13 protein-coding genes are annotated in these 14,514 nt (G+C 71.9%); 9 read left to right on the top strand and 4 right to left on the bottom strand.

The genetic code is table 11. The features are described from left to right. Positions 1 to 268: 268 nt before the first annotated feature. The 8 genes from BZB76_RS29910 (at position 269) to BZB76_RS29875 (ending at position 7,843) form a co-directional block, all read left to right on the top strand. Positions 269 to 1,252, top strand: coding sequence for an ABC transporter substrate-binding protein (locus BZB76_RS29910; protein ID WP_121437769.1), 984 nt, complete (start codon positions 269 to 271; stop codon positions 1,250 to 1,252). 19 nt (positions 1,253 to 1,271) lie between these two features. Then, positions 1,272 to 2,081 (top strand): ABC transporter permease, encoded by an 810-nt coding sequence (locus BZB76_RS29905; RefSeq protein ID WP_121437768.1) that lies wholly within the window; start codon positions 1,272 to 1,274, stop codon positions 2,079 to 2,081. Beyond that, positions 2,078 to 2,926, top strand: a complete 849-nt coding sequence (locus BZB76_RS29900) for an ABC transporter permease (protein WP_211343251.1) — start codon at positions 2,078 to 2,080, stop codon at positions 2,924 to 2,926. Before BZB76_RS29905 ends, BZB76_RS29900 begins: the two co-directional genes overlap by 4 nt. A gap of 137 nt (positions 2,927 to 3,063) precedes the next feature. Further along, the gene (locus tag BZB76_RS29895; RefSeq protein ID WP_121437767.1) at positions 3,064 to 4,056 is read left to right on the top strand and encodes an ABC transporter substrate-binding protein; all 993 of its coding nucleotides are present in this window, start codon (positions 3,064 to 3,066) and stop codon (positions 4,054 to 4,056) included. Further along, a complete protein-coding gene (locus BZB76_RS29890; RefSeq protein ID WP_121437766.1) occupies positions 4,053 to 4,829 on the top strand; it encodes an ABC transporter permease in 777 nt (258 codons plus the stop codon). Before BZB76_RS29895 ends, BZB76_RS29890 begins: the two co-directional genes overlap by 4 nt. Continuing rightward, positions 4,826 to 5,647, top strand: coding sequence for an ABC transporter permease (locus BZB76_RS29885; RefSeq protein ID WP_121437765.1), 822 nt, complete (start codon positions 4,826 to 4,828; stop codon positions 5,645 to 5,647). The genes BZB76_RS29890 and BZB76_RS29885 overlap by 4 nt, the downstream gene beginning before the upstream one ends. Positions 5,648 to 5,745: 98 nt before the next feature. Next, positions 5,746 to 6,564 (top strand): ABC transporter ATP-binding protein, encoded by an 819-nt coding sequence (locus BZB76_RS29880; protein WP_121437764.1) that lies wholly within the window; start codon positions 5,746 to 5,748, stop codon positions 6,562 to 6,564. A 13-nt stretch (positions 6,565 to 6,577) separates the two neighbouring features. Further along, positions 6,578 to 7,843, top strand: a complete 1,266-nt coding sequence (locus BZB76_RS29875; RefSeq protein WP_121437763.1) for a flavin-dependent oxidoreductase — start codon at positions 6,578 to 6,580, stop codon at positions 7,841 to 7,843. Between the two features lie 2 nt (positions 7,844 to 7,845). Here the strand turns inward: BZB76_RS29875 and BZB76_RS29870 are convergent, their stop codons facing one another. Beyond that, entirely contained in the window at positions 7,846 to 8,454 is a 609-nt protein-coding gene (locus tag BZB76_RS29870; protein WP_121437762.1) for a TetR/AcrR family transcriptional regulator, read from the bottom strand. A gap of 113 nt (positions 8,455 to 8,567) precedes the next feature. Here BZB76_RS29870 and BZB76_RS29865 point away from each other — a divergent pair, with 113 nt between their 5' ends. Further along, complete coding sequence (locus BZB76_RS29865) at positions 8,568 to 9,965, top strand: MFS transporter (protein ID WP_170180814.1); 1,398 nt, start codon at positions 8,568 to 8,570, stop codon at positions 9,963 to 9,965. 23 nt (positions 9,966 to 9,988) lie between these two features. Here the strand turns inward: BZB76_RS29865 and BZB76_RS29860 are convergent, their stop codons facing one another. The 3 genes from BZB76_RS29860 to BZB76_RS29850 form a co-directional block, all read right to left on the bottom strand. Then, positions 9,989 to 11,848: a bifunctional 3'-5' exonuclease/DNA polymerase gene (locus BZB76_RS29860; RefSeq protein ID WP_170180813.1), complete on the bottom strand. Its 1,860-nt coding sequence runs from the start codon at positions 11,846 to 11,848 to the stop codon at positions 9,989 to 9,991. Positions 11,849 to 11,972: 124 nt separating this feature from the next. Then, positions 11,973 to 12,497 (bottom strand): DUF4234 domain-containing protein, encoded by a 525-nt coding sequence (locus BZB76_RS29855; protein ID WP_121437759.1) that lies wholly within the window; start codon positions 12,495 to 12,497, stop codon positions 11,973 to 11,975. 149 nt (positions 12,498 to 12,646) lie between these two features. Then, positions 12,647 to 14,224 (bottom strand): metallophosphoesterase family protein, encoded by a 1,578-nt coding sequence (locus BZB76_RS29850; protein ID WP_246007302.1) that lies wholly within the window; start codon positions 14,222 to 14,224, stop codon positions 12,647 to 12,649. Between the last annotated feature and the right edge of the window lie 290 nt (positions 14,225 to 14,514).

Raw genomic sequence — 14,514 nt, 5'->3', positions numbered from 1 at the left:
CGCCCGCGAACACGACGGCGCGCTCGCGGAAATGGACGTCCATTGCCCGTCGCAGGGCGCCGGACGATCCACGCGCCGCCCCACTCTAGGACACAAGACCGTCACACAATTCGGAGCCAAACAACTCAAGTCGCCGGTTCGGCTACTCTCTGGACACCCGAGATCTCCATGACCGGGTCGGGGTGACTACAGTCGTTCCCCTCGGCGCGCTCGCCCTGACCGCAAGCCCCGCGAAATCGAACGTCCCCCCGTGAGTTAAGGAGAGCCCATGCGGCAATCCCGACGTCTCTCAGCGCTCGTCAGCGCTCTCGCCCTCGTCGTGGCAGCGGCCGGCTGCGGAGGCTCCGGAGACTCCTCCTCGGGCGGCAAGGGGCTGGAGAAGACCACCGTCACGGTGGCGGCGCTGCCGCTGGCCGACAATGTGGCCGTGTACATCGCGCAGCGGGAGAAGCTCTTCGAGGCCGAGGGGCTGAAGGTCCAGATCAAGCCCGTCCAGCAGAGCACGCAGGCGATCCCCGCGCTCATCAAGGGCGAGATCGACGTGATCGCCGGCGCCAACTACGTGTCGTTCCTGCAGGCCAACGACAAGGGGACCCTCAAGCTCAGCATCCTGGCCGAGGGCGCGTCGCTGACCTCGCACATGATGGACGTGCTCGTCATGCCCAAGGCCCGTATCAGGACCCCGAAGGATCTTGAGGGCAAGCGGGTCGCGGTCAACATCCTCAACAACGTCCAGTCGCTGACGCTCAACTCGATCCTGACGGCCAACAACGTCAACGCCTCCAGGGTCGACTACGTCCAGGTGCCCTTCCCCCAGATGGCGGCGGCGCTGGAGAAGGGCGACGTCGACGCCGTCCACCTCGTCGAGCCCTTCACCTCCGACGTCGAGAAGAAGCTCGGGGCCCGGGTGGTCGTCGACGGCGGCGCCGAGCCGGTGACGGACCTGCCGATCGCCGGTTACGTCGGCACGCAGGACTTCACGAAGAAGAACCCGAAGACCGCCGCGGCTTTCCAGCGGGCCATCTTCGCCGCCCAGAAGATCGCCACCACCGACCGCACGCGGGTGGAGAGCGTCCTGCCCACCTACACCAGGATCGACACGAAGGTCGCCTCGGTCATCACGCTGCCGGGCTACCCCAGCTCCCTGGTCACCAACCGCATCCAGCGCCTCGTGGACCTCATGATGGAGTCCAGGCTGCTGACGAAGAAGCCCGCGTTGGGCGCGATCCTGTTCCGCCCGACGACCAGCTGACGGCGCGCACCCGCCGGTCATGCCCGACGCGACGACGCCGTCCCGCGGCCTGTCCCGCCCCGGAAAGTGGGCGCGGGGGGCCGTCGGGGTGGCCGTCCTGTTCCTGGCGAGCGAGATCCTCGGCAGGGCGGGGATCGTGGACCGGTCGTACCTGCCGCCCGCGTCCAGCGTCACCGCGCGCGCCGTGGAGCTCCTCGGCGACCCCGACTTCCTGTTCAACGTGCGCGTCACCCTCACCGCCTGGGCGCTCGGCCTCGCCGTCGCGGTGGCGATCGCGGTTCCGCTCGGGCTGGTGCTCGGCAGCGTCCCGGCGGTGAACACCGCGGTCCGCGCCATCGTGGAGTTCCTGCGGCCGATCCCCTCGGTGGCGTTGATCCCGCTGGCCGGGCTGCTGCTCGGCTCCGGGCTCAACATGGAGGTGCCGCTCGTCGCCTACGCCGCCACGTGGCCCATCCTGTTCAACACGATGTACGGGCTCCAGGACGTCGACCCCACCGCCAAGGAGACGCTCCGGACGTTCGGTTTCGGCCGTCTCCAGGTCCTGCTCAGGGTCTCGTTGCCGAGCGCCGCGCCCTTCATCGCGACGGGCGTGCGGCTGGCCGCGTCGATCGCCCTCATCCTGGCCGTCGGGACCGAGATCCTGTCCGGTTTCGGCGACGGTCTCGGCATGTTCATCGCCCAGGCCGGCAACGTGCCCGACGGGACCCGCGACGTCCTCGCCGGCACCGTGTGGGCCGGCTGCATCGGGCTCGTCATCGACACCGTCCTGGTGCAGACGGAGAACCGCGTGTTCCGGTGGCACCGGGCCCAAGGGAGCGGTGCGTCGTGACGCGGACACCGGCGCCGGGCGCCCTCACCGCGCGGACCGGCGGCCTGGCGGGACGGCTGGTCGGCGGGCTCCTGCACCGCTGGCTGCCGCTCGCGGTGCTGGTGGCGGGCTGGGAGGCGGCCACGCGCGCCGCCGAGAGCCCGTTCTTCCCGCCGCCGTCGGACGTCGCGGCGCGGATGCGGGAGCTGTGGTTCACCGGCCCGGCGAGCCGGCTGTTCCTCAACGACGACGTGGGCGAGTCCATCGCGCCGAGCCTGACCCGGATGGCCCTCGGGCTGCTGCTGTCGATCGTGGTGGGCGTCGTCCTCGGCATCGCGCTCGGCCGCTCCGAGCGCGCCCTGGCCTACCTGGAGCCGGTCCTGCAGTTCGCGCGGGTGATCCCGCCGCCCACGATGGTGCCGGTCTTCATCGTGCTGTTCGACCTCGGCACGCAGATGCAGGTCGCGTCGATCGTCTTCGGCGCCGTCTGGCCCATCCTGCTCAACACCGCGGACGGGGCGCGCGCCGTGGACACCGTCAAGCAGGACACCGCGGACGTGTTCCGGCTCTCGGCGGTCCAGCGGATCCGGTTCCTGATCATCCCGTCCGCGCTGCCGAAGATCTTCGCGGGGCTGCGGCTGGCGCTGTCGCTGTCGCTCATCCTGATGGTGTTCTCCGAGCTGCTACCCGGCACCTACGACGGGGTCGGGTTCCAGCTGACGAACGCGCAGAGCCAGTCGGACCTGCTCACGATCTGGGCGGTGATCGTTCTGCTCGGCGTGCTCGGCTACCTGTTCAACACGATCCTTCTCGCGGTCGAGGGCCGGGTCCTCGGCCGGCATCGCCGGGCCCGCGGGACGGCATGACGGGTCCGACCTTCCACCTTTTGACAAGTGCACACAAAGGGCGCGTCCGACCCCTGACAAACTTCCATTGCACGATCATCGGCGGCTGCTGAGAATTGGTTCCCGACCGGCTTTTCCGACCGGCTGGAGGACCTTTCATGACCGCGATCCGCCGCCGCTCGGCCGTGACCGCCGCGATCGCCGTCGCCGTGTCGGTCGCCCTCACGGCGGCCGCCTGCGGCGACTCGGAGGACACGTCGGGCAACGGCCTGGAGAAGTCCGAGATCACCGTTGGCACGATGACCATCGTCGACGCCGTCTCCGTCCAGCTCGCCCTCGGCAAAGGCCTTTTCAAGGCCGAGGGGCTGACCGTGCGGACGCGCACCATCCAGGGCGGCGCCGCCGGAATCCCGCTGCTCAAGAGCGGTCAACTGGACTTCAGTTGGAGCAACTACGTCTCGACGTTCCTCGCGGCGAGCAAGGACCCCGGATTCAGGCCGAGAATCGTCGCCGAGGGCTACAACGCCGCGCCCAGGAGCCTCACCCTCATGGTCCGCGCCGACTCCCCCTACCGGACGATCAAGGACCTGACCGGCAAGAAGATCGCCACCAACACCAAGGGGAACATCGCGACGCTGCTCGCCCGTGCCGCCGGCCGGGCCCAGGGCGTCGAGTTCGACGAGGACGAGAACTTCGTCGAGGTGGCCCCGCCCGCGATGGAGCAGGCGTTGACGTCCAGGAGCGTCGACGCCGTCGTCGCGATCGAGCCGTTCGGCACCCGGATGGCGCGGTCGTCGGGAGCCCGGGTCGTCGCCGACCTGACCGGCGGCCCCACCGCCGACTTCCCGATCGCGCACTTCGCCGCCACCGAGAGGTTCACCGCGAAGAACCCGCGGACGGTCGCCGCCTTCCAGCGCGCGATCGCCAAGGCGCAGGCCATGGCCGCCGACCGCGCGGTCGTCGAGCGGACCCTGCCCGCCTACACGAAGGGCATCGACGCCGCGGTCGCCGCCACCATGGTCATCGGCACCTTTCCGACCACGCTGGACGCGAACCGGATCCAGCGCGTGGCGGACCTGATGCAACGGTTCGGCTACGTGGACGAGCACATCGACGCCAAGCGGTACGTCGTCGCGCCCGCGTCCCCATGAGTCCGCGCCGCGTCGTCCTCGGCGTCGTCGGGGTCGCCGGAGCGGTCGTCCTCGCAGAGGTCGTGAGCCGCGGCGGCCTCGTCGACGAGACCGCCCTGCCCCCGGCGTCGACGGTGCTGGCGGAGGCCGGTCGGCTGGCCGTCGACGGGGAGTTCCTCGTCGACGTCGGCGCCACGCTCACGGCATGGGCCGGCGGGCTCGCGCTCGCGGTGCTGGTCGCGGTCCCGCTGGGGGTGCTGCTCGGCTCGGTGCCGTTCCTCGGCACCGCCGCCCGCGCGCTGGTCGAGCTGCTCCGGCCCGTTCCCTCGGTCGCGCTGATCCCGCTCGCCATCATCCTGTTCGGCGACCCCACCCGCATGAAGATGTCCCTGATCTTCTACGCGTGTCTGTGGCCGATCCTGATCAACACCCTGTACGCGTTGCGCGACGTCGACCCCGTCGCCAGGGACAGCCTGCGCGCCTTCGGGTTCGGGCCGGTGTCGGTGCTGTGGCGGGTGTCGCTGCCGAGCGCCGCGCCGTTCGTCGCGACGGGCGTCCGGATCGCCGCGTCCGTCGCCCTCATCGTCGGGATCAGTACCGAGCTGCTGGCCGGCGGGGTCGACGGCGTGGGCATCTACCTCGCCTCCACCCAGGCCGGGGGCGGCCGGAACGACCTGCTGCTCGCCGGGGCCGTCTGGGCCGGAGTCCTCGGACTGGCGGTCAACGGCGCCCTGCGCGGGCTGGAACGCGTCGCGTTCCGGTGGCACACCGCCCGGGTGGAGGGCATCGCATGACTCGACGGGTGCGCGGAAGGTCCCGCTGGTCACCGCGCGGAATCGGCGAACGCGTGTGGCTGGTCGCCGTCGCCGTCGCGGTGTGGGAGGTCGTCACCCGCGCGGTGCGGGAGACCTACTTCCCCCCGCCGAGCACGATCGTCGGCTCGCTGCACGAGCTGTGGTTCTCCGGGCCGGCGTCCCGGCTGTTCCTCTCGGACAACGCGGTGGACGACTTCTCCACGAGCCTGGCCCACCTGTTCGTCGGTTGGGCCGCCGCGAGCGCCGCCGGCATCGTGACGGGAGCGGCGATCGGACGGTCGCGGATCCTGTACGCCCTGCTGAATCCGGTGCTGGAGTTCCTGCGCGCCGTGCCGCCGGTGACGCTGGTGCCGTTCTTCGTCGCGGTGTTCCGGCTGGGCGCGACCATGCAGGTCGTCACGATCGCGTCGGGTGTGATGTGGCCCGTGCTGCTCAACACCTGTGAGGGGGTCCGCACCGTCCCGCCCCTGCAACTGGACACCGCCCGCGTGTTCGGCATCGGACGGTTCCGCGGGCTCGTGACGATCGTCCTTCCGGCGGCGGCGCCGAAGATCTTCGCGGGGCTGCGGGTGGCGCTGTCGTTCGCGCTGATCCTGATGGTCGTGTCCGAGCTGGTGGGCGGCACCGCGGGCATCGGCTCGGAGCTGATCGGCGCGCAGCGCACGTTCGAACTGCCCCGGATGTGGGCCGGCATCGTCATGCTCGGCGTCCTCGGCTGCCTGTTCAACGCCGTCTTCGTGCTGCTGGAGCGGCGGCTGCTGGCCTGGCACACGGGCTCGCAGAGGCTTGCGCCATGACGAACGCCCCGACGAAGAGGGTTTCGGACAATGCGGGTGATCACGGTAGCGTTCGGCGTCTCAGGTCCGTACTACTCAGCGGAGAGAAGGCGGCGGGAATGCTCAAGATCAGCGGGCTCACCCACTCCTACGCCGACGACCACGGGGTCCTCGAAGGCCTCGACCTCACCGTTCCGGACGGGCAGCTGGTCAGCGTCGTCGGGCCGTCCGGCTGCGGCAAGTCCACGCTGCTGCGCTGCATCGCCGGGCTGATCCGGCCGACCGGCGGGACGCTCACGCTGGACGGCGCGCCCATCGACGGCGTGCCGGACGACCTGGCGGTCGTCTTCCAGGACTACAGCCGGTCGCTGTTCCCCTGGCTGACCGTCCGCGACAACGTGGCGCTGCCGCTGCGCAGACGCGGGAAGTCCCGGCAGGAGCGGCGCGCGGCGGCGCAGGAGGCCCTGGAGTCGGTGGGCCTCCCGGACGCGGGCCGCAAGTACCCGTGGCAGCTGTCCGGGGGCATGCAGCAACGCGTCTCGATCGCGCGGGCGCTGGCCTACGGCCCGTCGCTGATGCTGATGGACGAGCCGTTCGGCTCCGTGGACGCCCAGACCCGCGAGGATCTGGAGGACCTCGTCCTGGAGGTGCACCGGCGGCAGAAGATGACGATCCTGCTGGTCACCCATGACATCGACGAGAGCGTCTACGTGGGCGACCGGGTGGTCGTCCTGAACCGCTCACCCGCCCGTGTGCACGCCGACCTGCCCGTCGACCTGCCCCCGGCCCGCGACCAGATCGAGACGCGGGGACTTCCGGAGTTCGTCCGGCTCCGGGCCGAGGTGGGGCGACTCGTCCGGGGCGGGGCCAAGGTGCCGGGGGCGGCACCCACGAACGCCGGACCGGACACCGGTTCGGACGCCAACGGGGAGAAATGAACCAAGGGGGGTCATGTTCGTCGTCATCGTGGGGGCCGGGATCGGAGGCCTCACCACCGCGCTGAGCCTGCACCAGGCCGGTATCCGGGCCCTCGTCGTCGACGCGGCCGTCCGGCTTCGGCCGCTCGGACTCGGCATCAACCTGCTGCCGCACGCCGTCCGGGAGCTGACCGAACTCGGGCTCGGGGACGAGCTGGCCGAACTCGGCGTCGCGACCGGGGAGATGGTGCATTTCGACCGGCACGGCGGCCGGATCTGGGGCGAGCCGCGGGGGCGCGCGCTCGGCTACAACTGGCCGCAGTACTCGATCCACCGGGGCGAGTTGCAGGTGACGCTGCTCGACGCCGTCCGCGCGCGGCTCGGCGAGAACGCCGTCCGCACCGGCACCGTGTTCGAGGGCTTCGAGCAGGACGGGACGCGCGTGCGGGTGCGGCTGCTCGACCGCGCGTCCGGCACCACTGAGACGGTCACCGCCGATGTGCTGGTCGGAGCGGACGGGCTGCATTCGGCCGTCCGCGCGCGGTTGCACCCGGGCGAGCCCGCGCCGCTGTGGAACGGCATCCGGATGTGGCGGGGCGTGACCGAGGGCGTCCCGTTCCTGACCGGCCGGACGCTCGCCGTCGCGGGCAGCAACGCCGCGGCCAAGCTCGTGGTCTACCCGATCTCCAGGCGGGCCGAGCGGCAGGGGCGGGCGCTGCTGAACTGGGTGGCGGAGGTCAAGCTGGCCGACGACCGGCTGGACACCACCCCGAACTGGAACCGCACGGGCCGCCTGGAGGACGTCCTCCCCCACTTCGCGGACTGGACGTTCGACTGGTTGAACGTCCCCGCGATGCTGGCGGGGTCGGCGGAGATCCTGGAGTATCCGATGGTCGACCGCGACCCGCTCGACCGCTGGACGTCGGGCCGGGTGACGCTGCTCGGCGACGCCGCCCACCCGATGTATCCGATCGGCTCCAACGGCGGTTCCCAGGCCGTCCTGGACGCGCGCGTCCTCGCGCACGAGCTGGCGCGCGCCGCCGATCCGGCCGAGGGGTTGCTCGGCTACGAGCGGGAACGGCGCGAGAAGGTCAACGCCATCGTGCTGGCCTGCCGTGACATGCCCGCCGACCGGATCCTGCACACGGTGAGCGAGCGCGCCCCGGACGGTTTCACCGCGATCGAGGACGTGCTCACCCCCGACGAGCTGTCGACGATCACGAGCGCGTACCGGCAGACGTCCTTCTCGGACGTCGAGTCGCTCAACTCCCGCCCGTCCTACTCGGTCTCCGTGCGCTGAGTTCAGGTCGTGACCGCCGCGAGGCGGGTGTCGACGGCATGGGCGGCGCGGTCGTGGAGGGACGGGTCGTCGTGCAGCAGGGCGTAGGTCGATCCGGCGCGGAACAGGGCGTCCACCTCGAAGGCGAGCTGGACGACGTCCGTGGCCGGATCGATCTCGCCGAGGTCACGGGCCTCGGCGACGCAGCGTTCGAGGAAGCCGCGCCAGTCGCGTTGTGACGCCGCGATGGCGTCGCGGACGCGGCCGGGCCTGGCGTCGAACTCGGCCATCGTGGAGTCGAAGAAGCATCCACCGGGGAAGACGGGTTCGCACTGGTAGCGCCGCCACGCGTCCAGGAGCGCGCGAACACGGCGCAGGCCCGCGGGAGTGTCGAGCGCGGGCTGGACCACGTGTTCGCGGACCGTCTCGACGGCCTTCTGGACGGTCGCGAGCTGAAGTTCCTCCTTGGAACCGAAGTGCGTGAACACCCCGCTCTTGCTGATCCGCAGCTCGGTGGCGAGCCGGCCGATCGACAGGCCCTCCAAGCCCTCCGTCGAGGCGATGTCGGCGGCGCGGGCCAGGATGGCGGCGCGTGTCCGCTCCCCCTTGAGGAGCCGTCCGTCGGTGCTCACGCCGGTAAATCTGCACGACCGTTCGTGCGAAGTCAATGCACACCCCCCTTGACGGTATGACGATCTCCCAGAAGAGTGTACGACCGTTCGTTCATTTTTCTGGAGGGCAGTTCATGACCGCCGAGACCACCGCCGAGACCACCGCCGGGCCGCCCGAGGCGCCCCGCGCCCGGCGGGACGTGCCCTGGCTGGCCGCCGGGGCGGCGTTCCTCGCCATGCTCGACGCCACCGTCGCCAACCTCGCCGTCCCCGACCTGCACGCCGACTTCCCCGGGTCCTCACTGTCCGGGCTGACCTGGGTCATCACCCTGTACGCCGTGCTGTTCGCGGCGCTGCTCGCCCCCGCCGGGCGGCTCGCCGACCTGATCGGGCGGCGGACCCTGTACCTGTGGGGCGTCGGGCTGTTCACGCTGGCGTCGCTGGCGTGCGCGCTCGCGCCGAACGTGCCGGTCCTGCTGGCGACCCGCGCCGCCCAGGGCGCGGCGGCCGCCGCGATGATCCCCGCGTCGCTGGCGCTGCTGCTGCGGGACATGCCCGCCGAGCGGCGGGCGGGCGCGATCGGGCTGTGGAGCGCCACCGGCGCGTTCGCCGCCGCGCTCGGCCCCAGCCTCGGCGGCGTGCTGGTCGACCAGTTCGGCTGGCGTTCCCTGTTCGTCATCAACGTGCCCGTCGGCCTGGCGCTGGTGTTCTTCGGAGTGCGCCTGCCCCGCTCCGACCGCGGCGCGGGACGGCTCCCCGACCTGGTCGGGACGGTGCTGCTCGGCGGCGGTGTCGGCGCGGTCGCGCTCGGCGTCCCCCAGACCCGGGACTGGTCCTGGACGGACGCCCGCATCCTCGCCCTGCTAACCGGCGGCGCCGCCCTGGTCGCGCTGGCGCTGTGGCGGTCGGCGCGGCATCCGGTGCCCGCGCTGGAGATCTCGCTGTGGCGCAACCGCCAGTTCGCCCTGGCCAACGCCGCCTCGTTCCTCTACGGGACGGCCCTGTACACCTGGCTGCTGGTCGGCGTGCTCTACCTCACGAGCGAATGGGACTACTCGATCCTGAAGGCGGGCTTCGCCTCGACGCCCGGCGCGTTGACCGCCACCGGCGCGGCGATCGTCATGGGCCGGCTCACCGGGCGGATCGGCGTCCGTCCCGCCGTCGTCGGCGGCGCGCTGCTCATGGCCGGGAGCGGGCTCTGGGCGGTGGCGGCGTTGCCGGCCGACCCGCACTTCGTCACCTTCTGGCTGCCGGTCGGCCTGTTGGTCGGGACGGGCATGGGAATGCTCGCCACCGGTACCGCGTCCGCCGCCGCGCTCGCGGTGAACCCGCTCCAGTTCGCCGGGGCCACCGGTCTCAACACGACCGCGCGGCAGCTCGGCGGCGCGCTCGGCATCGCCGTCCTCGCCGCGCTGCTGCCCGCGGGGGCGGTCCATGACGACTACGGCGCCGTCTACCTGTTCGCCACGATCACCACCGTCGGCGCCGCCCTCGTGGGGCTGCTGTTGACCGTCCGGCGCTCCGCGTCCTGAGTCGGAGGGGCGCGTCCGGCGGCTCACTTGGCGTCGGAGTAGCGGTCCACGACCGCGATCTCCATGGGGAACACGACGGGGGTGTCGCCGAACAGCAGCCGCCGCGCCTCGTCCGCCGACGCGTGCACGGCCGCGACGACGTCCGCCGCCAGCTCCGTCGGCGTATGGACGATGACCTCGTCGTGCTGAAAGAACACCAAACGGGGGCCGGCGAGCGCAGCTCGCCGATCGCTTGGTGTGGCGTTAGGGCTGGCGGACGGGGGCGTGGAGGCGGGGGCGTCGAGCGGAGCTCGTCCGTTGAATGGTGGTGGGTGGGGGCTGGAGGACGGGGGGTCGAGCGCAGCTCGTCCGTTGGATGGTGGTGGGCGGGGGCTGGAGGACGGGGGGTCGCCGAGTGCGGTGAGGCGGCGGCGGAGTGAGGCGAGGAGCGCGAGCGCCCAGTCGGCGGCGGTGGCCTGGACGACGAAGTTGCGGGTGAACCGGCCCCGGCCGCGCAGCGCCTGCGCCGCCGCGCCCGTCGCGGAAGTGTCGTCGTCGCCCGCCGCGGTCAGCTCGCGCCAACCGGCGGACGGCGGCGGGCAGGTGCGGCCGAGCCGGGAACGGACGAGCCGGCCGCGCTCCCCGGCCCTCGCCGCGGCCTCCACGTACTCGAACGCGTCGGGGAACCGGTTCTTGAGCACGGCGAGCAACTGCACCGCCTCGCCCGTCCCGCCGCCGTACATCGCGGACAGCAGCGCGAGCTTCGCCTTGTCCCGCGCGCTCAGTTCCCCGCGTCCCCCTTCGGGGAAGGCGTCGGAGAGCGCGGCGTAGAGGTCGCCGTGCGCCGCCGCGCGGGTGAACGCCCGGTCGCCGGCCAGCGCGGCGAGGACACGCGGTTCGAGCTGGGCGGCGTCGGCGACGACCAGCGACCAGCCCGGGTCCGCGACGACGGCCCTCCGCAGGACGCGCGGGATCTGGAGCGCGCCGCCGCCGCTCGTCGCCCACCGCCCGGACACGACGCCGCCGACCACGTACTCGGGTCGGAACCGTCCTCCGCTCACCCAGGTGTCCAGCCACGTCCAGCCGTGCGCGGTGTGCAGGCGCGACAGCTCCTTGTACTCCAGGAGCAGCGGCACGGCCGGATGGTCGATCCGCTTGAGGACGTGCGCGCGGGTGGAAGCGACCGGCAGCCCCGCCGACGCGAACGCCTTGAGGATCTGCGCCGGCGAGTCGGGGTTGACGTGCCTGCCGGCGCCGAACGCCGCGCTGATGCGGTCGGCGAGCCCTTGCAGTTTGCGGGGACGCAGGCCGCCGGTGGGGCGCGGCCCGAGCAGTTCGGTGAGCAGCGCGTCGTGCTCGGCCGCCGACCAGGGCAGCCCGTCGTGGCTCATCTCGGCCGCCACCAGGGAGCCCGCCGACTCCGCCGCGGCGAGCAGCGCGAAACCGTCCAGCGCCGCGATGGCGCGCCGCTGCTCGGCGTGGACGGCGACGACCTGCTCGATGTCGTCGCCGGCGTCGTGGTCGCGGTCGTCGTCGAACAGCGCGGGCTGCGCCGGTTCCGGGTGGTGCGGCGGCCGGTCGGGCGGCACCGGTTCGCCGCGGAGCCGTGCCCACGCCGCCCGGACGGAGCGCGGTTCCCCGTACCGTCCCGCGTGCCCGAGCAGGAGACTCTCGACCAGTTCCAGGTCATGGCAGCGCCCCACCCGCACCCCGGCGCGCAGCAGCCGGGGGTAGAGGCGCGCCGTGGCCGGCCAGACCCACCGTGGCGCGTCGGCGCGTTCCCGCTCCGCGATCGCGGCGACCAGGTCGGGGACGGCCTGGACGGGCCCGGCGGGCGCGCCGTCCTCGCCGAGAACGCGCAGCGTTCCACCACCTCGCGCCCCGGCGGCCACCGCGATCCTCACACCGGCATTGTGTCCCCGCCCACCGACACACCCGCCGAACAGCACGGATCCCCTCCGCGACGGGTGCACGCGGAGGGGATCCGAGACGGCCTGTGCGGGGCCAGGGCCGTAGCCCCTGAAGGGGTCAGGCGACCAGGGAGACCTGCTGGCCCGCAGGTGTGTCGCCGTAACGGTCGACGACCTTGTTCAGCTGGATCTGGTAGTACAGCACGCCGAATCCGAGGATGCCGAGCAGGAAGGCGATGCCGCCGGAGCAGCTCGGCTGCAGGCCCGCGGCGCGCTGGGCCGCGGAGATCCGCCCGGCCAGCTTCACGTACATGATCAGCGGCCAGATGCCGAGCGTGAGGAAGCCGAGCAGCATGGACAGGAGGGCGTTGGTCGCGGCGTTGTCGATGCGGCGGTCGTACTCGTGCAGCTCGACATGGACCTTGTAGAACCACACGAGGCCGTAGATGCCGAAGGTGATGATGGGCAGTCCGAGCCAGACGCCGAGCGGGTTGCGGCGCTTCATGTTGACGCCGGCGCCGACGGCGGCGGCGGCGGGGGCCTGCTGCTGGTGCGGGGCGGGCGCGTAGCCGCCCTGGTAGGCCTGTTGCTGCGAAGGCGCCTGCTGATATGGCTGGCCCTGACCCTGCTGGGGGTAGCTCATTGAGTATCGCTCCTGGGAAGCGGTCGTTTTACGGCCGACCGTCCGTTACCGTTCACCCGTACTTCGGGCCAAGACTGTAACGGTCTTCGCGCACGTGGGGGCGACGGAACGCCGACATTCGTCGACTTTGCCGAGACTTGCCGCGAACGTCACACCTCAGCCGCGCCTTCGGCCGTCCCACCCCAGCGCAGGGGGATGGTCACCTCGTCCTCGCACGGCGGAGCCGCCTCCTGGTCACCGCAGCCGGTCGCCGCGTGGCAGCGGATCCGCAGGGACGAGCCGGTCACGTCCAGGCGCAGGAAGTTCTTGAAGAACGGCGGGTCGTCCCAGTCGGCGAGTTCCGAGCGGAAGCGCTGCGGCAGTTTGCGGACGGGGAACCTCAGGCGCCCCGGACGGTGCCGCCCGTCACGCGGAACGCCGAGCGTCGCGGCGACGAACCGGGCCCGGCGGGACGGCACGGAGGCCCCGTCCGCGGAGTTCGGGTAGCCGCGACCCGACCTGATGCCGAGCCGGTGTTCGACGGCGATCGCGGCCTCCTCCGGGGTGAGTTCGAACAGCCGGGGAAGACGCAGCCACCGGCCGTACAGCTTGCTGTAGCGGGAGAGGGAGTCACCGCGCAGCGGGTAGCAGCGGAACTCGTCCTCGTCGACGACGCGCGTCCTCGGGATGGTGTGGGTGGCGTGCATGAACGCGCCCCCGCCGCCGGACACGATGTACTGGATCGTCCGCCCGTCCTCGGTCCGCAGCGGATACCGCTGGTAGTTGTGCACGTCGCCGCCGATCGCGGCGACATAGTGGTGCGCCGGGTCCCGGACGACGTCGTCGATCGTGCCGCCGCCCTCGATCTCGCCGGGATGGTGCTCGTCGTCCACATACAGGGGCTTTCCGGTCACGAGCAGCTTGGGTTTCGGTCCCGCGGAGACCTCTCGAAGCCAGCGGCCCTGGTCACGGTCGACGACACCGTCGATCCCGGTGTCGACGGCGATGACGCGCAGCGACGGCGCGTCGATCGCCCAGTACGGGCCCGGCTGGACGCACCGCTGGCCGGGCGTGCCCCGGTACCGGCGGCGGGCGTCCGCGAGCGCGGCGCCGTCCACCTCACCCGGACTGCGCCACAGCATGCGCGGCACGAACGACAGCGGGCCGCGCCAGGGCGGCGGCGCGCAGTCCGCGTCCAGGTCGCAGAAGACGTGCAGGAAGCCGCGCAGGCCGTCGTACCAGTCGTGGTTGCCGGGCACCGCGTAGATGGGGGCCGGATAGTCCTTGTAGGGGCGGAAGAACTTGTCCGGGTACTGGGCCGAGTCGCCCGTCGGGTAGACGACGTCGCTGACGATGACCATGAAGTCGGTGTCGCCCGCCGCGTTCAGCAACGGCGGCACCACCGCGTACTGTGACCGGTCTCCCTCTCCGGTGTCGCCGAGCAGGGCGAACGAGAACTCCGGGTCGGCGCGGTGGACGGTGAACGCCGCCGGGGTCCCGCGGTCGCGCAGGGCGGCCACACAGCGGCGGCGGATCTCGTTGGACGGGTCGCCGAACAGGCGCGCGAGCAGGTCGTTGCGGGACCGCCACAGCACCCTCGGATGGCGCCAGGAGAAGTCGGCGACGCGCTCGGGCAGCAGCTCGTCGAACGTGCCGGGTCGCCGGCAGACCCATCCGGCGCCCGCCTCGGAAGCACGGGAGTTGTCAGGGCTGGAGACGGCCTCGGGGGGCACGGGCTCGGCAGACAAGAAAACGCCTCCGGCAGCGTGAGGGGCTCCTCACAGCCTGTCCGGAGGCGAACTCGGCCGTCAAGCGGGTTGCCGCGGTTCAGCGCATGATCTTCGGGCGCCCGCGGGCCCGTCAGGCGTGGTGGACACCGGCGCCACCCCCAAGGGCGCCGGCGCCACCACGTCACGGGCGTCTGCGGCCATCATGAGTCCCCCCAGAACGGCGAGCGTCGCGGTCGCCTTCCCATGATGGTCTCCACAGACGGCCCCAAGGTCCCTTAGCGGGACGTAACCGACGCTACCCGAGGGGC

The sequence above is a fragment of the Actinomadura pelletieri DSM 43383 genome, from assembly GCF_003634705.1.
Classification (GTDB): domain Bacteria; phylum Actinomycetota; class Actinomycetes; order Streptosporangiales; family Streptosporangiaceae; genus Spirillospora; species Spirillospora pelletieri.
This window is presented reverse-complemented; position numbering and strand designations above follow the sequence as displayed.

Excerpts from the sequence above, each read along its gene's own strand:
- BZB76_RS29855 (WP_121437759.1), bottom strand. The coding sequence starts at position 12,497 with ATGAGCTACCCCCAGCAGGGTCAGGGCCAGCCATATCAGCAGGCGCCT.
- BZB76_RS29905 (WP_121437768.1), top strand. The coding sequence starts at position 1,272 with ATGCCCGACGCGACGACGCCGTCCCGCGGCCTGTCCCGCCCCGGAAAG.
- BZB76_RS29865 (WP_170180814.1), top strand. The coding sequence starts at position 8,568 with ATGACCGCCGAGACCACCGCCGAGACCACCGCCGGGCCGCCCGAGGCG.
- BZB76_RS29880 (WP_121437764.1), top strand. The coding sequence starts at position 5,746 with ATGCTCAAGATCAGCGGGCTCACCCACTCCTACGCCGACGACCACGGG.
- BZB76_RS29895 (WP_121437767.1), top strand. The coding sequence starts at position 3,064 with ATGACCGCGATCCGCCGCCGCTCGGCCGTGACCGCCGCGATCGCCGTC.
- BZB76_RS29875 (WP_121437763.1), top strand. The coding sequence starts at position 6,578 with ATGTTCGTCGTCATCGTGGGGGCCGGGATCGGAGGCCTCACCACCGCG.
- BZB76_RS29890 (WP_121437766.1), top strand. The coding sequence starts at position 4,053 with ATGAGTCCGCGCCGCGTCGTCCTCGGCGTCGTCGGGGTCGCCGGAGCG.
- BZB76_RS29910 (WP_121437769.1), top strand. The coding sequence starts at position 269 with ATGCGGCAATCCCGACGTCTCTCAGCGCTCGTCAGCGCTCTCGCCCTC.
- BZB76_RS29885 (WP_121437765.1), top strand. The coding sequence starts at position 4,826 with ATGACTCGACGGGTGCGCGGAAGGTCCCGCTGGTCACCGCGCGGAATC.